The organism is Pseudoalteromonas sp. OF5H-5, from assembly GCF_021530695.1.
Lineage (GTDB): Bacteria > Pseudomonadota > Gammaproteobacteria > Enterobacterales > Alteromonadaceae > Pseudoalteromonas.
Genome location: NZ_JAKGBF010000001.1, coordinates 340,148 through 360,182, shown reverse-complemented (window position 1 = coordinate 360,182; position 20,035 = coordinate 340,148). Strand labels below are relative to the sequence as shown.

15 protein-coding genes are annotated in these 20,035 nt (G+C 42.8%); 9 read left to right on the top strand and 6 right to left on the bottom strand.

Annotation, left to right across the window (positions count from 1 at the left end; all coding sequences use genetic code 11):
• Together L1271_RS01615 and L1271_RS01610 are read right to left on the bottom strand one after the other, a co-directional pair.
• Complete coding sequence (locus tag L1271_RS01615) at positions 1 to 1,404, bottom strand: sigma-54-dependent transcriptional regulator (protein WP_029215868.1); 1,404 nt, start codon at positions 1,402 to 1,404, stop codon at positions 1 to 3.
• Between the two features lie 80 nt (positions 1,405 to 1,484).
• On the bottom strand, positions 1,485 to 3,095 hold the full coding sequence (locus tag L1271_RS01610) for a diacylglycerol kinase family protein (RefSeq protein ID WP_102057240.1): 1,611 nt from the start codon (positions 3,093 to 3,095) through the stop codon (positions 1,485 to 1,487).
• A gap of 360 nt (positions 3,096 to 3,455) precedes the next feature.
• Here L1271_RS01610 and L1271_RS01605 point away from each other — a divergent pair, with 360 nt between their 5' ends.
• A complete protein-coding gene (locus L1271_RS01605; RefSeq protein WP_010378899.1) occupies positions 3,456 to 3,695 on the top strand; it encodes a hypothetical protein in 240 nt (79 codons plus the stop codon).
• Between the two features lie 122 nt (positions 3,696 to 3,817).
• On the top strand, positions 3,818 to 4,399 hold the full coding sequence (smrA, locus tag L1271_RS01600; RefSeq protein WP_010606588.1) for a DNA endonuclease SmrA: 582 nt from the start codon (positions 3,818 to 3,820) through the stop codon (positions 4,397 to 4,399).
• Positions 4,400 to 4,433: 34 nt separating this feature from the next.
• Here smrA and L1271_RS24675 read toward each other — a convergent pair whose 3' ends face one another.
• Entirely contained in the window at positions 4,434 to 4,568 is a 135-nt protein-coding gene (locus L1271_RS24675; protein WP_010378895.1) for a hypothetical protein, read from the bottom strand.
• 136 nt (positions 4,569 to 4,704) lie between these two features.
• Positions 4,705 to 5,631, bottom strand: a complete 927-nt coding sequence (locus tag L1271_RS01595) for a 2-hydroxyacid dehydrogenase (protein WP_235366625.1) — start codon at positions 5,629 to 5,631, stop codon at positions 4,705 to 4,707.
• Positions 5,632 to 5,747: 116 nt separating this feature from the next.
• Between L1271_RS01595 and L1271_RS01590 the strand changes: the two genes are divergently transcribed.
• The 6 genes from L1271_RS01590 to L1271_RS01565 all read left to right on the top strand — a co-directional run bounded on the left by L1271_RS01590 (position 5,748) and on the right by L1271_RS01565 (position 13,046).
• Entirely contained in the window at positions 5,748 to 7,469 is a 1,722-nt protein-coding gene (locus L1271_RS01590) for a GNAT family N-acyltransferase (protein WP_235366624.1), read from the top strand.
• Positions 7,470 to 7,552: 83 nt separating this feature from the next.
• Positions 7,553 to 8,035 (top strand): TlpA family protein disulfide reductase, encoded by a 483-nt coding sequence (locus L1271_RS01585; protein ID WP_211866660.1) that lies wholly within the window; start codon positions 7,553 to 7,555, stop codon positions 8,033 to 8,035.
• Positions 8,036 to 8,144: 109 nt separating this feature from the next.
• Positions 8,145 to 10,208 (top strand): TonB-dependent receptor plug domain-containing protein, encoded by a 2,064-nt coding sequence (locus L1271_RS01580; RefSeq protein ID WP_235366623.1) that lies wholly within the window; start codon positions 8,145 to 8,147, stop codon positions 10,206 to 10,208.
• Positions 10,209 to 10,268: 60 nt separating this feature from the next.
• The gene (locus L1271_RS01575; protein ID WP_010378882.1) at positions 10,269 to 10,547 is read left to right on the top strand and encodes a peptidylprolyl isomerase; all 279 of its coding nucleotides are present in this window, start codon (positions 10,269 to 10,271) and stop codon (positions 10,545 to 10,547) included.
• 291 nt (positions 10,548 to 10,838) lie between these two features.
• Positions 10,839 to 11,102 carry a GrxA family glutaredoxin gene (locus tag L1271_RS01570; protein ID WP_010378880.1) on the top strand — a complete coding sequence of 88 codons (264 nt, stop codon included), beginning with the start codon at positions 10,839 to 10,841 and terminating at the stop codon, positions 11,100 to 11,102.
• 129 nt (positions 11,103 to 11,231) lie between these two features.
• Complete coding sequence (locus tag L1271_RS01565) at positions 11,232 to 13,046, top strand: DEAD/DEAH box helicase (RefSeq protein ID WP_102057245.1); 1,815 nt, start codon at positions 11,232 to 11,234, stop codon at positions 13,044 to 13,046.
• Between the two features lie 67 nt (positions 13,047 to 13,113).
• Here the strand turns inward: L1271_RS01565 and L1271_RS01560 are convergent, their stop codons facing one another.
• Entirely contained in the window at positions 13,114 to 13,944 is an 831-nt protein-coding gene (locus tag L1271_RS01560; RefSeq protein WP_235366622.1) for a M90 family metallopeptidase, read from the bottom strand.
• 303 nt (positions 13,945 to 14,247) lie between these two features.
• Here L1271_RS01560 and L1271_RS01555 point away from each other — a divergent pair, with 303 nt between their 5' ends.
• Positions 14,248 to 16,584, top strand: coding sequence for a helicase-related protein (locus L1271_RS01555; RefSeq protein ID WP_235366621.1), 2,337 nt, complete (start codon positions 14,248 to 14,250; stop codon positions 16,582 to 16,584).
• 296 nt (positions 16,585 to 16,880) lie between these two features.
• Here the strand turns inward: L1271_RS01555 and L1271_RS01550 are convergent, their stop codons facing one another.
• Entirely contained in the window at positions 16,881 to 19,796 is a 2,916-nt protein-coding gene (locus L1271_RS01550) for a TonB-dependent receptor plug domain-containing protein (protein ID WP_235366620.1), read from the bottom strand.
• Positions 19,797 to 20,035 lie beyond the last annotated feature (239 nt).

Below are 20,035 nucleotides of genomic sequence, written 5' to 3'. Positions count from 1 at the left end.
TTATGACTGTGTTTCTCCCTCATAGGCGTTTAAACGGTTGTAGAGCGTTTTTGTACTGATCCCAAGCATTCGCGCGGCCAGCGTCTTATTACCTTCTACTGATTCTAACGTTTGATAGATCAATTCTCTTTCTACTTCTTCAATCGTTTTACCAGGCTTCATTTCAGGCGTTGGTACTTGAATCGCATTTGCTCTGCTTGAAGTCCCCACCTGTGGTGGAATTGGAGTACGATTAAGCTGCGCATGCTCCATCATACGTTTAGCCTGTGCGAATGGTGAAGCGAAGTTCGCATCAAATACTAAGCTATGGTCATCGTGATCTGCCATAATATAGGCACGATGAATTGTGTGCTTGAGTTCACGCACGTTACCAGGCCAGTCATATTCAACCAAACGGCTCATATCCGCCGCCTTGATCACATATTGGCTATTACCTTTTTTATTCAAGCCTTGGAGAAAATGCTCGGCAAGCAATGGAATGTCTTCTTTTCTCTCTCTCAGCGGTGGAATATGGATTGGAAATACCGCCAATCGGAAATAAATGTCTTCTCGCAGTACATCATTGGTAGCAATATCTTCAACGCTACGGTTAGTCGCTGATATTACCCGACAGTTTACTTTTATCGGCTTTGTGCCACCGACCCGTGTCACCGTATGCGTTTCAAGTACACGTAACAAGTTTGGCTGTTGCTCTATTGGCATTTCGGTTAATTCATCTAAAAACAAAGTGCCATTTTCTGCTTGTTCAAATACTCCAACTTTTTGAGCATTTGCTCCCGTAAACGCGCCTTTTTCGTGACCGAATAGTTCGCTACCGATCAAGTCTTTCGGAATTGCACCACAGTTTACGTTAACCAAGTCCCCTGTCACTGTGCTGGCATTGTGAATTGCGCGGGCAAACATTTCTTTACCTACACCGCTTTCCCCCATCAACATCACATTAGCATCAGTACCCGCAACGCGCTCTATCATCTTATATAGATGTTTCATTTTGGCAGACTCGCCCAGCAACACACCAAAATGTGCTTGACTCTCGGTTCGCTTGGCTTTGTTCTTAGAAGGGCTTAATGCGTTTCTAAAATCGTCTGCATCAACTGGTTTAGTGAGATAATTTAACCCATCATGACAAAGCTGCGACAATGCTGATTTTACTGATGGATGTCCCGTAACCATAGTTATTGGTGTACGGATCCCTGCAGCTCTGATTTCATCAACTAAATGTAAACCACTGCCATCTGGCAGCATAAAATCAAGAAAGATATGATCAAAACTTTGTGTTTCTAGCCATTGTCTGGCCGACGCTAAGTCATTCGCTAAACACGCGTCATGGCCTAAGTATTCGACAATGCGACAGGCCAGCTCTGCAAAATCATGATCATCATCTACTAATAAAACGGTTTTCAATTGAGTCCCTCTCTCAATACTCCAATAGTGTTTCCACTTTTGATTTTTATCTCGCACACTAATGAATGGCCGCAAAATACCTAATTCGGAACCATTACGTTCAGCGCGTGTTTCTGGATCACTATCTCAATACTTTTTGCACTAAGCACTTCACCATCTAGTGCAAAGTGTTGTTCTTGTTCAAATTCTATGTTTATCTTTTCGCACTGCTCGGTGCGAATATTAGAAGGTTTGCCGTCCAATTTAGGTAAAATAAGTTCGGCTACCGTAAGATTCTGCGCACCATCCGGCTCAACCGGTAAAATCGTAATATCTAGTTTGCCATCGTCATAGATTGGCTCTCCATGACCTTGAGCAAGAATTGTGGTTTTTGGTGCTGCATTCGCTACAACCAGACTAACACATTCTATTTGAGATTGCTCAGCGCCATCAAAGCTCACTTTAAAATTAAGAGGCTTATTCTCACTTACCGCCTGCCAAAGGCCTCGAATATAGGCTAATTGCCCCGAGTTATTCTTTTCTTCACGCCCAGCCTTTTCTATCATTTCCTGACCAAAGCCAACGGCTGCTGCTAAAAGCGCGGTGCGGCCGTTACAGTTCATTATATCAATAGGCTTAGTTTTACCCGCTAAAATTGCTTCACAGGCACGGTTAATGGGATCTATTTTGGACAGTGAACCAAGTAACACGGTCGCTAAGGAATTGGCAGTACCTAAAGGCAATATACCAAACTGTACATCACTTTGATGAACACCATGAGCAACACTTGCTAATGTGCCATCACCGCCTCCTGCGATGATGATATTTGGCTGTTTATCAGACATGATTTGTTTAGCCAAAGCCGCGACATCTGTCTCTTTCTCTGTAAAGTGAATGGATAAGTTATATTTTTCCGTCAGCATACCCACAATGTCGTTTTCATAGGTAAACCATTTACCCGATCCTGATACAGGGTTAATGACTAATGCCGCCTGCTCACTATGGGTAAAATTTTGACTGTGATGTAGCTTTGTCAGCCCTTTTAGCTGATGCTTGTTTAACCTTGCTGTTTCACGGCGGTTTTGAATTTTTTCAAGTGCTTCACGGACGGTATAATCGGGGTTGGTTGCAAGTAAATAAGCAGTACAAAAGAACACTGAGCGTCCTCGACCTAACGCACAATGCACCACAACCTTTCGCTTTAATTCGTGCTGCGCCGCTATCCATGCCATGCCATGCGCTAACTGCTCTGAGGTAGGCGCTTGATGATCTAACACTGGAATATTGAGGTAGTGTAAGCCTTGCTGTTCTGCTGACCAGTTTAACCCATCAAACTCCGCAGTTACGTCTAAAATGGCTTCAATCCCTTCCGCCTTAAGCATATCCACATCGCTTGGAAATAACCGACAAGCAACAAATAAATCATCGGTAAGCGGCTGAAATGCATCAACAACATCTCTACCTCTTTCAATTGCATTGTATAAATGTACACAGCCTAAATAAGGCCAAAATAGCCAAGTTATATACCAAGGAATTTTGCCTGTACCGTGCTTTCTAAATATGTGCGGATAGTTGGTTGCATAAGCAAAAGTAACTAAAGAAATAGAGACGGTAAACCACGCAAGCGGCAACATTAGCCAAGATCCAATACTGTGGATCGTGAGTGCGGCTAAACAGAGACTTGCAAACAGGTAGTACTTGAGCATTTTCATTGCCTTTCCTTAATTATTTTTGTCGCCTACGGCTTTTTATTATCGCCTTATGCGGAACTCTCTTAGGTTTGTACATATGTAACTAAGTATAGGTATGCATTTCTTAATCTGCGCTGATTCATCAACTTGTTTATGATAATCATGAAGATACTTAACTATAGCTGAGACTATTCACAAAGAAATAAAAAGTGCGTCTGGGTATTTGTAACGACTTATGCAAGCGCTGCTACATAAGTATTCAGCCACCATTAATCCATTAAAATTTCTAATGTGAAAATCATAAAATTTATCAGTTGAATGAAGCATAAATGATCACCATAATGGCGATCCTTTAAACGCATTTGGAGAACCAAACAGACAATGGCAAACGAGCTCGACTGGCTACTTAACTTAATATTACTTACTTTAGGTTTTGGTGCCTTTTTTATTAACCATAAAACGCTACTAAGAGTAGCTGCTGTGTGCGCATGTGGCGTACTTTTTATCTCGTTTAGCCTTGATCTGATGAACACCAGTGTAATTTCTAACCTTAGCTTGATTTTGATAAATACTTTTTATCTATTCAAAGTCTATACCTTTGGTCAGCTGGAAGTTCACTAGTTCTTTGCAGTAACTAGTTCATAGCGACTAGTTCCCAGCGACTAGTTCCCAGCGACTAGTTCCCTATTTCACTTCGGTGCGCTAAAATCATGGCCATCATTGCTTGTTAATGGAGAAGCAGTATGGCCATGACTGATGAAGAGCTATTTTTAGCTTCAATGGGCGACGTCACTCCGCTCGCCCAAGACAAAAAAGCAGAATTACGCCGTCACAAAAACGAACCTACTATTTCGCAACTCGCAAAACGCGAGGCCGCCGAGCAAGAACTTGAGTTTGATCCTAATTACTTATCTACAGAGTACGTCGATCTATTAGATCCACACGATCTACTCGCCTATAAAAAAAGTGGCGTCCAAGATGGTGTATACAAAAATCTCAGATTAGGTAAATACCAAGTTGATGCTACCTTAGACTTACATGGCAAACCCTTTCATGATGCCCGTAAAGCCTTGTTTGACTTTGTTACCGATTGCCATGCGAAAAGCATCCGAGTGTTGTTATTAAGACATGGTATCGGTTTAAACAGTAAACCCTTTCCCGCTGTATTGAAAAGCTATACAAATAAATGGCTGCAAGAAATGCCGCAAGTGTTGGCATTTCACTCTGCATTAAAATGCCATGGTGGTAGCGGCTCTACTTACGTACTACTAAGAAAGAGTGAAGAGAAAAAACAAGAGAATAGAGAGCGTCACGCTAAACGCTAAACGCTAAAAAACAAAAAGCCGAGTAAAACTCGGCTTATTTGCTATTTGCGGTGGGTGTCGTCCCCTGAAGTTCACTTGCACTAGCTTGATTAAACCAAGCTGATACACCTAACAAAATAACCGAAACCACAACAAGTGATAATTTCGCGCCACCTTGACTTTGCTTCATGGGTTAGACCTTTTTATTATTGTTTTTTTGTTAAATTAATGCATCATTCATAAACACTCAAGATGTTTTTTTATACAGTAGTTTATTCTATTCTCTTTACACTCTGCTCTGTGGCTAATTACAATCATTTAATCAATTAGTAGCCCTGTTTTTTCTGGACTGAGTGAACGAGTGCTTTGCCCTCCTGCATCGCTAAATAGTTGTTAGCAATTTGCTGAGCAGCCGTATTCAAACTGGTTAATGCGGCAACATGTGGAGTAATACTAATGTTTGGCTGCTGCCAAAAAGCATGTGATGCAGGGAGTGGCTCAGTGTCAAACACGTCTAAAATAGCCCCGCCAAACGTCTCAGCCGCTAATGCATTGAGTAAATCCGCCTCGTTAAGATGACCTCCTCTTGCAACATTGATGAGTACGCAATGATCTGGCGCGAGTGCAAATAGCTGGGCGTTCAATATCCCTTTTGTTTGTTCAGTCAATGGTAGCAGGCACACAAGATAATCAATATCTGAAAGAAAAGCAGCTAGCTCATCTTGCCCACTGAAATGCTCAATATTGTCGAGTTGTTTTGCAGAGCCGGACCAACCTTTGATGTTAAATCCATTTACGTGTAGCTTGTGCGCGACCGCAAGGCCAAGTTGCCCCATCCCCATAATACCAACCGTGCGACCTGCTCTTGCGCGCCTTGGCTTCCATATTTGCTGAGATTGATTGTGCCCGTACTCTCTAACTCTAAGCTTATGACTTAATAGTTGGCCTAATACATATTCAGCCATATCATTCGCTAAATTTGGGTCAACGATACGCGCAACTTCTACATGTGGTGGTAATAGCTGCATCGGAATACTATCAACACCGGCACCGTAAGAATGCACAACTTTTAAATTAGGAAGCTGTGACCATAGCGTCTCCGGCGCGTTCCATGCCAGTACAAACTCGACCTCCTTTAATAAGCTAACATCATCAACGGGCCATTCAAGCAAGGTTTGCTGCGGCAGCAGCGCCGCTAGCTTAGCAACTAACTTGTCATTATTACGACCAGTAACACAAATAAGTAAAGCCATATCGTTCCTTTATTTTCGCTATACGCTATCACTGCAAAATAAATGACATACCAATGCAACATGCTTGTCATTAATAGTTTTTACTCTTGCAAAAAAGCGCCAACAGGTGATGAAAAATGATCAGTGTAGATAAAGTCATTGAAGCAAATCTTCCACAACTTGAAAACTCCCCAAAGGTAAAAGGTTTAGTAAAAAAAGGACTTGGTTATCTCTTGCATGAGCAAGAGTTTGTCGCGTTTGCTGACACCTACCCCCATTTGCAGGGGCTCGAGTTTGTTGAACAGGTGCTCGATGAGTTAGATTTTGACGCTCGCTTTAAACCAAAGCAAATAGAGCATATCCCAAGCGAAGGTCCGGTGGTGATCGTCGCAAACCACCCTATTGGCTCTTTAGATGCACTGGCACTAATCAAAGTGCTGGCGCAAGTACGGCCTGACTTAAAGGTTGTTGCTAACCGGATGTTGATGTCGGTTACACCAATGCATCCACTATTACTGCCTGTTGATAACCTCTCAGGGACCAGTAAAAAGCAAGAGCTGGCAAACATTCACAAGCATTTAAAATCTGAGGGGGCGCTACTTATCTTCCCAGCAGGTGAAGTTTCTCGCTTAAGCCCAACCGGTATTAAAGACTGTAAATGGAACTCTGGCTTTTTAAGAATGGCTAAAAAAGCCAACTGCCCCATTCTACCCATTTTTATCAAAGCGAAAAACAGTCCGCTCTTTTACGGCACCAGTATGATTTATAAGCCTTTAGCCAGTTTATTATTGGTCAAAGAGATGTTTAAACAAAGGCAAAAGTCGCTAGAATTTGAAATAGGCGCCAGCATTCCTCCAGAATCTTATCTTATTGATAACCTTAAAGACAAAGAGATAGTCGCGCTTATTCGCAAGCAACTTTATCGCCTTGCCAGTAAAAAGCCACTGCCACTCAAAACACAAACCCCCATTGCAGTTCCAGAAAATCGCAAAGAACTTAAAAAGGCAGTGGAAGCGTGCGAATGTATCGGTGAAACACCCGATGGCATGCAAATATACGTTTACCAATACACCGGCAGCTCGGTGATATTTAGAGAGCTTGGACGCCTTAGAGAAATTGCCTTTAGGGCCGTGGGAGAAGGGAGTGGTAATCGTCGCGATATCGATAAATACGATATGCACTACCACCATTTGTTGTTATGGGACACGAAACAGCTTGAGTTGGTGGGCGCCTACCGCCTTGCAAGTGCCAAGCAAGTGATAGAAGAACATGGGCAAGCCGGGCTTTATACCGACAGTTTGTTTTCGTACAGTGAAGCCATGGCCCCATACTTCGAAAAAGGCCTCGAACTTGGTCGCAGCTTTGTGCAGCCCAAGTACTGGGGTCGCAAGAGCCTAGATTACCTGTGGTATGGGATCGGTGCATTCGTAAAGCGCTACCCAGAACACCGTTATATGTTTGGTGCAGTCAGCCTCTCAAACGCGTTACCGGATGAAGCAAAAGCCATGTTGGTTTATCACTACCAACATTACTTTTCAAACCTTGCAGGTATCGCCACGCCGAACAACGAAATGAAGCTAAGTAATGATCAGCTTAACCGTTATCAACACATGTTTAGTGGCGATGACATCAAAGAAGATTTCGCAGAGCTCAAACATATTCTTGCTAATATGGGTGCTCAAGTACCAACCTTATTTAAACAGTATACTGAGCTTTGCGAAGAGCAAGGCGTGAACTTTCTGAGCTTTAGTATAGATCCCGACTTTAATAACTGTATCGATGGTCTGGTACTCGTTGACTTAGCGAAATTAAAAGAGCAAAAAGCGAAACGCTACCTAGGCGACAACCCCTACGGTTAAGCTCAAATACATTGATCCGCTGCAATAAAGATCGCTACACTGCGGTCTTTATTGTTGCCTATTGTTATCACGGGATCATTAGTATGTTCAAGCTACTTGGCCAAGCAGTCATCATTGTGCTGGTGTTTTTCGCCGTTTCAGCCTATCAAGAAAGAAACATGCTTGCCGACTCGGGAGAGCAAACGGCGCCGCCATTTCACCTACCCATTTTACAATCCAAGCAAACTTATTCGTCTATTCAGCTTAAAGGTCAACAAAGTGTCGTGTATTTTTTTGCGCCTTGGTGCGGCGTATGTCGAGTGAGCATGCCAAATATTGATAAACTACATCAGCAAGGCAAAGTCAAAGCGGTGGCGATTGCGTTGGATTATCGTTCCACTGAAGAAGTAACAAAGTTTGTCAGCGATCTACAATTAGACATGCCCGTATTGCTCGGTAATCAGACCACAGCACAAGCGTATAAAGTGCAGGCTTACCCTACCTATTATGTACTGGATGAAAACTTCAAAATAACCGAGCGCTCTGTTGGTTACTCATCTGAGATAGGGATCCGAGCGAGATTGTAAGAAACCTCAGTATACCGCTTACAGTTAATTACAACTCTCTGAAATTAATCAACAATTATTTCGTTTAGGCTGACGCACATCTTAATAAAGGATGAATAGGAAGCCGACCATGCGCCACGCCCCACACTTTACGCTCAGCAAAATTTCACTCCTCGTGCTCTGCACTACCCTTACTAATCATGCATTAGCCGATGAAAAGAAAATTGAACACATCGAAGTTATCTATAAACGCAGCTCAGTTATTTCAGAAATTACCGAAGATGCGCAAAAACTCGTAGACATGCCAGGAGCCATGGGCGACCCGCTCAGGGCTGCTTTTGCTCTACCTGGCGTTGTTGCTGCGGGTGGATCTATGGGCGCACCTGCCGTGCGAGGCTCTTCTCCTGACGACAATATCTTTGAAGTGGACTTTATGCCCGCAGGATATATCTTTCACGATTTCGGCAGCTCTATTTTCAACCGCAATACAATTCAAGATTTTCAGCTAAATTCTGCTGGATTTGGTACCAGTTACAGCAATGCCACTGGTGCCGTGTTTGACGTCACGCTGCGTAATCCAAAATACCAAGATATTGCCACCACACTTGATTTAACCATGTTTAACGCAGGTATTTTTGTTGAAGGTAAAGCAACTGAAAATTCTGCATTCTATGTGTCAGCAAGAAAAAGTACCTTACCGCTGTTTTTCAGTGATGGCGAGGAGCTTGAGGATGATGATGGCAAGCCAACAGGGATCACCATTAACGATCCACCGGATGATCACGACTATCAAGCCAAGTGGCTGTGGGATATCAATGCAAATAATACCTTAACGGTAAATATCAATGGCGCGGAAGATTCGGTTGCGGCTGGGTTTTCAGGCGCGTCAGATCTTGCCCTTAAAACCCCAGAATATCAGGGCGATGCTCGCTATATTCGTAAATTTAATAGTCAGAACATTTTGTGGGACCACTACGCCAAAGACTTACATATTCGCGCAGGCGTCGGTTATCTCAATCACCAAGCCACCATGCGCTACGGTCAACGCGCGACTTTATCTGATGGCTACTTTGAGAATTTTGAAGAAGAACAACTCAGTTATAAAGTACGAGCCAGTTATAAGCTAAATAAAGAGCAACGTGTCATTGCAGATGCCGGCTACTACGACAAAAAATCCACCTACCGCTACGACGCTTTTAATTATGTTTGCACTGAGTTTGACCCCGACTGTGATCTAAATAAAGGTGAAAGGATTAAGGGCACATCGAGTGCTGGAACAGATTCTGCCTTTATTGGGGTTAATCACGTTTGGCAATTTTCACCAAACTGGCAAAGTGAATTAGGAATAGTAGGCGAATATTATGACTACAGTGACGAGACGATTGTCCATCCACGCCTTGCGCTCAATTACTTCTATAACGATGACACAGTGATCTCAGCCAAGGCTGGCACTTACAGCCGCATTCAAGACCTTGAATACATTTTACCTGTTGTTGGTAACCCGGAACTTGAAGCACAGCGTTCAACTCACTATACCTTAGGTTTTAAACAGGAGTTAGAAAATGAGTGGTCATATTCCGTCGAGACCTATTATAAAACCATGGATGACCTGCCAAAAAGCGCCCCCTTATATCAAGTAAACTACATCAATGGGACTTCCGGTACAGCCTACGGTGTTGATTTTATTGTTAACAAAAACAAAACCGATGACTGGTATGGTTGGATTGCGATAAGCCTTGCAAAAAGTGAACGTGAGGATGAGCTAACCGGCATTAAGCGTGACTATTATGCCGATACCCCTTTTATTCTGAATGCCGTGTTTCACTATGACTTTGGTGAAAAGTGGTCTGGAGGCTTTAACTTTACCGCTCGCAGCGGTCAAGCCTATACCCCAATTGTGGGTGTAAAAGAGAACCCTGAATTTGCAAACCGCTACTTGCCTGTGTATGGCGACCCATTCTCAGAGCGCTTTGATACTTATCATCGCCTAGATATTCGCTTTGAACGCAAAACAGAATTATTTGGTCTCAATGGCAAGCTAATTTTGGAGCTAATGAATGCATATGGCCAAGACAATACAGCCTATGTTGACCTTGACTACGATAGGGTCAAATCAATCAATGATTTATATATAGAAGAGGAAAGCGATGACTTTGAAATGCGTCCTTCTATTGGCTTCAGCGTAACATTTTAACTTGCCATAGGCGCGCAAGCTCTGCATGATCGCATTTATTTTTATAATGAGAGTCCCTTCATGCCTAAAGCGTGCGCCTATCATATTTTAGTAAAAACCGAAAAAGAGTGTTTAGACATCAAAGCCAAACTAGCCAAAGGTGCTGACTTTGGCAAATTGGCTAAACAACATTCCCTTTGTCCTTCAAAAAAGCGCGGTGGCGACCTTGGTGAGTTCAATAAAGGGGATATGGTGAAGGCCTTTGACGATGTGGTATTCAAAAAGCCGTTATTTGAAGTGCACGGCCCAGTAAAAACCAAGTTCGGCTTCCACTTGATCAAAACCGTCTATCGGAGTTAATCGCTTTTTTTGATTAATCTCATAATTTTAATTCAATTTACCTTCATGATTAATCCTCTATACTAAAGTTAATCATTTAACCTGAGGTTTGGATAAGGAATGAGCCAACTCATTGTTTTTAAGCTCACATTAAATTATTTCCTTATCTAGCCAGAGAGTTTTGGAGATAATCAGGCGAATTTACGCACCAATAGCTGGCTATTGGAAGTGAATTCAACGCAGTTAGCGCTAAAACTGGCTGCTAGAAAGGCATTAATTATCCGAAGTTCAGGTTCATTTAGGAGAAAGAATATGTTTACTGTTATTTTTGGTCGTGAAGGTTGCCCGTTTTGTGTTCGTGCAAAAGAAGTGGCAGAGCGTTTAACCCAAGAGCGCGATGACTTCAATTTTCGCTATGTTGACATTATCAAGGAAGGCGTAAGCAAAGCCGACCTCGAAAAGTCAGCTGGCAAACCTTGCCCTACCGTACCACAGATTTTTATCGACCAAGATCACATTGGTGGCTTTACTGAATTTGAAGCCTATGCAAAAGCAAATTTAGGCCTTTACCAGTAAATTAGCAAAACCTTGTAGATTAAATTTTAACCAATATCAGGCACATATAAAATAGTGTGAATTTATGCAAGCTTTTGTTTTATCTTTCCTGTACAATTCGCGCCTCTTTAAAATAGTTGAGGCGCATTAATGTCAGAACCAGTTACGTTTGAATCTTTAGACCTTTCACCTGCAATCTTAAAAGCAGTCGAAGAGCAAGGATATAAAACACCTTCTGAGATCCAAGCTCAATGTATACCGTTATTGCTAGAAAGAAAAGACGTACTGGGACTAGCGCAGACGGGTACAGGTAAAACGGCAGCATTTGCACTGCCATTGTTAAACCAAGTAGACGCATCCGTTAAACAACCACAAATTCTTGTGCTTACGCCAACGCGTGAGCTGGCTATTCAAGTTGCTGAAGCATTTCAGCAATATGCTAAATATACTAAAGGCGTTGAAGTACTAGCGCTTTATGGTGGTCAAAGCTATGGCATTCAGCTAAGTGCTCTACGCCGTGGTGCCCAAATTATTGTGGCGACACCAGGTCGTTTGATTGATCACATCAACCGCAAGACGATTGACCTTTCTGGTCTAAACGCACTTGTACTTGATGAAGCTGATGAAATGCTACGCATGGGCTTTATCGATGATGTTGAAAGCATCATGGAGAAAACACCGGAAGAGAAGCAAACTTGTTTGTTCTCTGCGACTATGCCTAAGCAGATCCAATCAATCTGTAATAAATATTTAGACAATGCTGAACAAGTTAAGATCACTCCGCGTAACTCTACAGTATCTACGATCGAGCAAGTTTACTGGCGTGCAACTGCACACAAAAACAAAGCTATCGTACGTTTCTTAGAAGCGGAAGATTACGACGGTGCTATCGTGTTCGTACGTACACGTAATGACACTGTTCAGCTTGCAGAGCTACTAGAGCGTGAAGGCTTCTCAGCTGCACCGCTCAACGGCGACATGAACCAACAGGCGCGTGAGCGCACAGTAGACCGTCTTAAGAACGGCTTGCTAGATATCGTTATCGCAACCGACGTTGCAGCACGAGGTCTTGACGTAGAACGTCTAAGCCTTGTTGTTAACTACGATATCCCACAAGACTGTGAAGCTTATGTTCACCGTATCGGTCGTACCGGCCGTGCTGGTCGTCAAGGTAAAGCAATCTTGTTCGTTAAGAACAACGAGCGTTATTTACTTAAGAACATCATGCGCCATACGCGCTCTGATATTGCACAGGTTGAATTACCAAGTGCGAAAGTCGTTGAAGAAAAGCGTATTGGTGCATTAGAGACTAAGATCTCTACAGCGCTTGAGCACAAAGACATTGAGTTCTTCTCAAAAGTCGCATCAGGCCTTGCACAAAAGCTAGAGCTGAGCCAAGAAGACTTAGCAGCAGCGCTATTGTGTCTTGCACAGCAGCAAACGCCGCTGAAAGTTGAAGATATTCAAATTCAACAGCGTGAGCGTAGAGAACGTGACGACCGTCGTGGCGAGCGTCGCGACAGAGATGGTAGCCGTGGCGAGCGTGGTGAACGCAAATCTCGTAGTCGTGACCGTGCATCAGGTCCAATGGATACTTACCGTATCGAAGTAGGTCGTGATCATGGTGTTCAGGTTAAGAACATCGTTGGTGCTATCGCAAACGAAGCGGATATCTCAAGCAAGTTCATCGGTGAGATCCGTCTGTTCAATGAACACAGCACGGTTCAATTGCCGCAAAATATGCCAAGTGATGTACTTAGCCACTTCAAGAGCGTTCACATCTGTCAACGCCCTATGAACATGACTAAGAGCACTCACCCTGCCGACCAAGGTCAAGGCAGAGGCGAAGAGCAAAGAGACCGTAAGCGTAGCTTTAAAGACCCACGTAGTGGCGGTGGTGATAAACGCCGTCCTGAAGGTCAAAGAAGAGAAAAACGCGAAAGAAAAGAAATTAGCTTTTCTTAATCGAAGCTCTTAAGAAAAAGCCGCTCAACCGAGCGGTTTTTTTATTTTAGCTAGCGTCAGTTATGCTTTAATGTTGTTGCCAATCTCTTGGTTCAAACTGATAGTAGTCTTTTAACAAATTATATAGTTCTGGGTTTTCCTGTTTGAGTTCATGGGGCTTTTCAATAAAGGTTTCTGTTACCACGGCGAAAAACTCCGCTTCGTTTGTTGCGCCGTATGAATGAATAGCATGGGGCATATTGTAAGACAGCTGCATTTTTAAGTGCTGGTAAGCCTTTGATAGCACCCTCCCCCAGTCTTGGTAACTCATTCCTACAGGTAACGCAGGCGTTCCATTCGTCGCACCAGTTTGTTGGTCAAGTTGATGGGCAAACTCATGAAACACCAAGTTGTGGCCATCCTCAGGCAATCGATTTCCCTCAAGTACATCGTGCCAACTCAGCACTAAAGTACCTCCAGGCCAAGACTCTCCTTGACGAACTGTTTGGTGAAAACTAACCAAACCTGCACCATCTCTAGAAGTTTGTGGCGCGTAATAACTACTGGGATAGAGTAATATTTCTTTGACGTTGGGATATAACGGCCAAGCTTGCTTAAGAACCAGTAAACAGGCATCTGCGGCAATAATTAAAGTCATCGGCCGTGACACCGTTAACCCATCTCTACCCAACACCCGTTTCTCGCCAAGAAACCAGACAATATGTTTTTCCAGCTGTGCGCGGTCAACATCTGTCATCTTACGATAGATAGGCATGTATTTTAGCAATACTTGCTTATCTGAGGCGCTCAGCGTTTGATCTTGGTATTTCCTTTGCCACTGCAGTCTTTGAATTTTTTCCCAGTTCCAATACAGAGAAACAAATAGAATAAGGCCGATAATAAGCACTATTTCTATCATGGCTGTTGGCCTTTATAAAATAACCTGAACTAGGAATAATAACTTATTCTCTAGCGGTTGTTATCCCTTACTACTGCGTTAAATTTGTTTGCAATAGGCTAGCTATTGACGCACAAATTTGCCTTGTATTAAGAAAGAACATCTGGCTAGAGTTGAATAATGTTAGAAGGCGTATTTTATATCAGTTCCCTAACTTCTTATTCCGAGTTCAGGTTGAATAATCCTTCAAATATTAATTGGTACTGACTCCGACTTTTTCAAGCAAACTTTGTTACTATGGCGAAAAAATGCAAATGAACTGCTATGTCTTTACCCATTGAATCTTTACAGCCTCAGTTTACTCAAACACTAAGCGAACAAAATGCGATTGTTGTATGTGCCACAACAGGTTCTGGCAAATCAACCCAACTTCCGCTCTGGGCCTCACAACATGGCAGAGTATTAGTCATTGAGCCTCGGCGTATTGCTTGTACCTCTTTAGCTGAATATGTCGCGGCTCAAAGTGGCTCACCGCTTGGCGAAAAGGTGGGCTTTGCTATTCGGTTTGAGGGGAAGTTTTCACCAGACACTCAGGTAGTTTATGCAACGCCTGGTGTGGCATTAAGGTGGTCTTTTGAGAGCAAACTTGCAGAATTCAGCGTCGTTATGTTGGATGAGTTTCATGAAAGACGCTGGGACATGGACTTATTATTAGCGCTCTTAAAACAGGCTCAATCGCACAAGCTAATTGTTACCTCGGCAACGTTAAACAGCCAAAAGTTAGCCTCTTATTTAGGCGCCCCTATCTTAGAGTCAGAAGGATTCATTTACCCCGTTGAAGAGTGTTTTCACGGGCCCGATCCAAGAACTATGCCCCAAAAAGAGCAACTCGATACTCGAGTTTTTGCAGCTTGCCAATACGCATTGGAACATTGCCAGGGCGATATTTTGGTCTTTTTACCTGGCAAGGCCGAGATCCAAGCAAGCTTAGCTAAAGTAAAAGCGCTGCCAGCGACTATCGTTGGTTTATATAGTGGCTGCAGCCCAGAAGCTCAGCGCATTGCATTAACCGCACAAAGTACACGTCGAATTATTCTCGCAACCAATGTTGCCGAAACCTCGCTCACTATTCCCAATGTCACTTGCGTGATTGACTCAGGGCTTGAGCGTCGTACTCATTTGCGCCTTGGAAAAACCGTATTAGGCTTAGATGCGATTGCAAGAGATTCGGCAAAGCAACGTCTAGGACGCGCAGGACGCACGCAACCGGGACTATGTATCCGGTTATATGGCCAATACGCGCCATTGATAGACAGCACCCCGCCTGAGATCCAAAGAGAATCATTGGCAGAGCTTGTACTTGCGGCGGGCTGCGCAACAACGGGCATTTCGTCTATTGATTTTATCGACCCACTCCCAGAAAGCTCACTAAATAAAGCTAAACAACAGCTAATTACATTAGAAGCCATTGATGAACAAAATATAGCAACTCCGCTTGGCAAGCTGCTGTACCCGCTGCCCGTCGATTTTGAGTTTGGTTATGTGATCCATAAATTGGCCTCAAACACGCTACGCCAAGCGGCTATTGACCTTATTTCGCTATTGTCTGTACCAGCCCGAGTTTACCAGTTACCTAATGATGTAGAGCGTTTAACAAGATTAAATAGCCGATTTACTCGAGGCTCAGATATAGAAATCGCTATCGCGGTGGTGAGAGGACAAACTGAAGAATTAATTGATATTACGCCTGAGGCGCTCACAGAAGCACAGCAATTTAGCACGCAATTGCGTGAAGCATTTGCACTACCGCCTTTAGATAAGGCAGCTAGTTTTGACCATGACAAACTGGTCATTGAGTTAGCTAAGCTAATGCCACACTGGGTTTATATTAATAAGCAAAACCGTCGCAACGGCTTTAACAATGGCCTAGCTGAAGTCATGCCTTCAAACCATACTCGCGTCTCGGGACAGGCTGAAGCATTACTGGTATTAGATACTTTTTCTCTCGCAGGTAAAGGTACCAAACAAGCCAAGACGCTCGCGATGTGTAATGCGCTACTAACGAAAAAGCAATTACTTGAAATGGGCCTCGGCAACCAAACATTGCGCTCTGCCCATATTGATAATGGTGAGCTTTGGGGTGAGTTTATTACACATTACAGTGACGAGGTTTTAGGCCAACAAACTAAGCGCCTTGAAAAGCCTAAGGATGTTGTTTATGCCTTAGTATTTCTTATCCATAATAATACGCTCTTTTCAGGTTTGGCCAAGCAAATAGAAGCCAGTATTGAGCAAACTGCATTGTTCTACCAATTTCATGAGCGCGATGAACTTGTGCCCACACTCAACTCCTTTTTAAGTGACAAGCTAACGGCCCTTGGTATAGAAAGCTATGACGATATAGAACTAATCAGCGAACAAGACTTGTTATTCAAAGAAATTGAAGCGTGGGAACTAACACCGTTTATTGAAAAGTTTCCGCTAACCTGGTCAATTCCAGAGCTGACTATGGCGGTAAGCTATAACTTTAAAGGAAAAAGAATCGAGCTTACTCATATCAACGGTACAAGGAAAGGCGCACCAAAGAGGTGGGAATTGCCAGCCTGGAGTGGTTTTAAAATACGCTATCGTAAAGCGAGTAAAGTAGTCGATGTGACTTAACTTAACCTGAACTCGGGATAGTAACTTGTTCTCTAGCAGCTGTTATCCCTTACTACTGCGTTAAATTTGCTTGCAATAGGCCAGCTATTGACGCACAAATTTGCCTTGTATTAAGAAATAACTTCTGGCTAGAGTGATATTACGCTTTTGACCTTAGGTATTTTAGTTTAATAACTAACTTCTTATCCCAAGTTCAGGTTAACTTATTTTTGTCCAACCTCCACAATATTATGGTTGGGATACTGAAATAAAAAAGGGCTAACCGAAGTTAGCCCTTTTTGTATGTTAATTCATTTTTAGAATCGGATATTAAGACCAACGTTTAGACGACGGCCGTAAACATCAAAGAACTCACCTTCATCATATGTTCCTGGATTTCTCGGTGGTGTAATATCAAATAGGTTAGCTACACCAGCACGGACCTCAATCATTTCATTAACTGTATAGCGAGCATTCAATGTCCACTCAGTATATGAAGGAACGTCATTGTAGTTATTGACTTCAGCAGTCCACTTTCTATCGTTTACTGTCGAATGACGATACTTACCAATTAGACCAACATACAAATCATCGTATGTGTAGCCAATCGTCAAGTTACCTTGCCAGCGAGGGTATCTAATTTCGCCAACTGTTGGGTTAAATTCATATTCTTCGTTCGCAACGTCAGTATTAAACTCACGGTGCTCTAAGTATGTAGCAAGTAGACGGAAATCAAATGAACCAAACTCAGTCTCATACTTATATGTTGACTCGATATCAACACCTTTAAGTGCATAAGACGCTAAGTTATATGGTGCATTACGTACAATTGAGATCTCTTTGGTCGCTGGGTCACGGTCTACTAACTCGCAAGATGTATTATCAAGGCTCGATGCCTCGTAACAATCGTTTACCACACGCTGCGCACCTAGAGATGCAATAGCGTCTTCTACATCGAAGCTCCAGTAATCAACAATTAACGTTAAGTCTTCTGTCGGTGTATAGATAAAACCAAACAATGTATCGTCAGAAGTCTCTTCTTTTAGATTTGGATTACCAGAATTCACACTTGGAGGTGTAACACCACGCCAATCAACAGATGGTCTCCAATTTGACTCTAAAGGACCTGGGTTAGGGATACCCGCGGCTTTACAGTTTGCAATAATATTCGATTTCTTTTCAGCATCAGCGGTTGCAATTTCAACTTGGTCACATGGATCTCTATACGGAGCAAATGACTGAGTACCCGCTGCATGAATTTGTGATAATGAAGGAGCACGAACTGACTGCGATTTAGTCGCACGGAAACGTAACTGGTCATTTACCGCATAGTTGAAACCAACCTTCCAAGCAACATTATCACCAACAGACGAGTAGTCCATGTAACGAGCTGCAAGCTCTAGGCTCAACGACTCAACAAATGGCGCGTCTGCTAGTAGAGGGATTGAAGTCTCTAGACCAATCTCATCAACCGTGAAAGATCCTTCCCAGCCATATACAAAGTTACCAAATACTAGGTTATTTTGCATCGCTGCTCCTGGTTTGTTAGAACCAGTTTCTTTCCTGTGCTCTGCACTAAGTGCAAACGATACGCCACCGGCTGGCATTTCGAACGCATAGCCAGATAGTACACCACCGATAATTTGCTGTTGTTTCACTTTCGAGATTGAAGCCGATGTAGTCACATAATCCATCGCTTCTTGAGAAGCACCGTTTAAGCCAAACAGACTAAGCGGTTGACAGCCATCCAACGCACCTAAAAGTTCACCTTCTTCATTACGGTTAGCACAACGAACAACACCATCAATCAACACAGCATCGATCGCGTTATTGTAATTTTCTTCTAGGAATTCACCATTCCAAACTGTGTCGTTTTTATTACGACCATAGCTGAAATAGACTTCATAATCATAGTCATCTAGCAAAACACCTTGGAAAGAAAGCGTCGTGTTTAATGAAGTACGATCATCTTCATAAGTACGGTTACCAAAGCCCTGAGCTAGTTTATAGACTCCGATTGTGTCGTCATCTTCGTAGCCTGCCTCTGCGAACTGTGCTTTTGCATCTGGGTGCCAAAATGCGTTATCCGCACGTAGGGTACTATATAAGAAAATTGGGCTACTTTCAGAATACGCACTCGCCTTAGAGAATGAGATCTCGAAGTTCATTGAGTGGTCTTCATGGTAGTTATTTACAACATTTGAAAATACGTTGAAACGTCTAAGTGGCGTTGCCAAATATTGGTGTTCAATAAATTTATAACCATTAGCAAATTCATCACCGAAATAACGGTGTTGATCGTTAGGAGCTGGCTGTGGACCTCCACCTGTCGCAAATGGAGTTAGCTCCCCGTTGTCACCAAATACAAAGTGACCATCAGGTAGAAAAGCATCACCAGCACGGTCATAAATACCTAAAGTTTGAAGTCCACCGTATTGCGCCCATTTACCATCGGCAAGTACACGCTCTGGCAAGCCATCTTCGTCACTTGTGTTGTCTGGGTTACGTAAAGTTGTTACTGGGTTACGTAAGAAGTCACGCTGTTCTGCTGACAATTGCTCTGTTTCTGAGTATGACAAGCTTGTAATAAAGCTTGTTTTCTCACCCTCATCACCAAAAGTGAATGAGAAGAATTCTGAACCACCGCCACTTTGTTCTGGAGTAGATTTTTTATAGTTAAAATCGATTGTATCTTGAGACTTCTTCAAAATGATGTTTACAACACCTGCAACCGCATCAGAACCGTATACTGCTGATGCACCGCCGTGTACAACATCCATACGTTCGATCATTTCTGTTGGGATACCATTTAAGTCTACAGCAGGGTTATCTACAGAAGCACCAACATAACGACGACCATTTACAAGTACAAGTGTGCGACCCTCGCCCAATTGGCGTAAGTCAGTGGTATTAATACCAGCACCGAAGATAGAGTTTGTAGTAGTTGTTGGAGATGAACCAACACCTGAAGCTGGAAGTTTTTGAAGAAGGTCTGCAACGTTAGTAATACCTGCGTTTACTAACTCAACACCTGTAATAGAAGTAACTGGAGTAGGTGCAACTTCTGAAAAACGCTTGATACGCGAACCAGTTACTTGGATGCGCTCAACGCTCTCGCCTTCTTCGGCTTGCTGTTCTTCAGCTGAAACAGCTGTACTGGCGAATGCTGCTGTTGATGCAGCTCCGAAAGCTAATGCTAAGCGAACAGCTTTGCTTACTTTATTATTAAACATGATTGATCCCTGATTTTATTTTTATATATACAAAAACCATATGAAAACAATAATTTAATATTAATCAAATCCTGTTTCCAAAGTTGGTCGATTTATCGTATCGAAGGTTATACTACTTTTAGTACCAACATAGGGTCAACAATCATTTCATAAAATAAACGTAAAACACCACTACTTTAACATAAAATATCAAATTTCTCCTTACAACTCATGAAGTTATAAAATTAAAAATAAGTTCA

Coding starts and splice junctions, on each gene's coding strand:
- L1271_RS01610 (WP_102057240.1), bottom strand. CDS start 3,095: ATGAAAATGCTCAAGTACTACCTGTTTGCAAGTCTCTGTTTAGCCGCA.
- L1271_RS01605 (WP_010378899.1), top strand. CDS start 3,456: ATGGCAAACGAGCTCGACTGGCTACTTAACTTAATATTACTTACTTTA.
- smrA (WP_010606588.1), top strand. CDS start 3,818: ATGGCCATGACTGATGAAGAGCTATTTTTAGCTTCAATGGGCGACGTC.
- L1271_RS24675 (WP_010378895.1), bottom strand. CDS start 4,568: ATGAAGCAAAGTCAAGGTGGCGCGAAATTATCACTTGTTGTGGTTTCG.
- L1271_RS01595 (WP_235366625.1), bottom strand. CDS start 5,631: ATGGCTTTACTTATTTGTGTTACTGGTCGTAATAATGACAAGTTAGTT.
- L1271_RS01590 (WP_235366624.1), top strand. CDS start 5,748: ATGATCAGTGTAGATAAAGTCATTGAAGCAAATCTTCCACAACTTGAA.
- L1271_RS01585 (WP_211866660.1), top strand. CDS start 7,553: ATGTTCAAGCTACTTGGCCAAGCAGTCATCATTGTGCTGGTGTTTTTC.
- L1271_RS01580 (WP_235366623.1), top strand. CDS start 8,145: ATGCGCCACGCCCCACACTTTACGCTCAGCAAAATTTCACTCCTCGTG.
- L1271_RS01575 (WP_010378882.1), top strand. CDS start 10,269: ATGCCTAAAGCGTGCGCCTATCATATTTTAGTAAAAACCGAAAAAGAG.
- L1271_RS01570 (WP_010378880.1), top strand. CDS start 10,839: ATGTTTACTGTTATTTTTGGTCGTGAAGGTTGCCCGTTTTGTGTTCGT.
- L1271_RS01565 (WP_102057245.1), top strand. CDS start 11,232: ATGTCAGAACCAGTTACGTTTGAATCTTTAGACCTTTCACCTGCAATC.
- L1271_RS01560 (WP_235366622.1), bottom strand. CDS start 13,944: ATGATAGAAATAGTGCTTATTATCGGCCTTATTCTATTTGTTTCTCTG.
- L1271_RS01555 (WP_235366621.1), top strand. CDS start 14,248: ATGTCTTTACCCATTGAATCTTTACAGCCTCAGTTTACTCAAACACTA.
- L1271_RS01550 (WP_235366620.1), bottom strand. CDS start 19,796: ATGTTTAATAATAAAGTAAGCAAAGCTGTTCGCTTAGCATTAGCTTTC.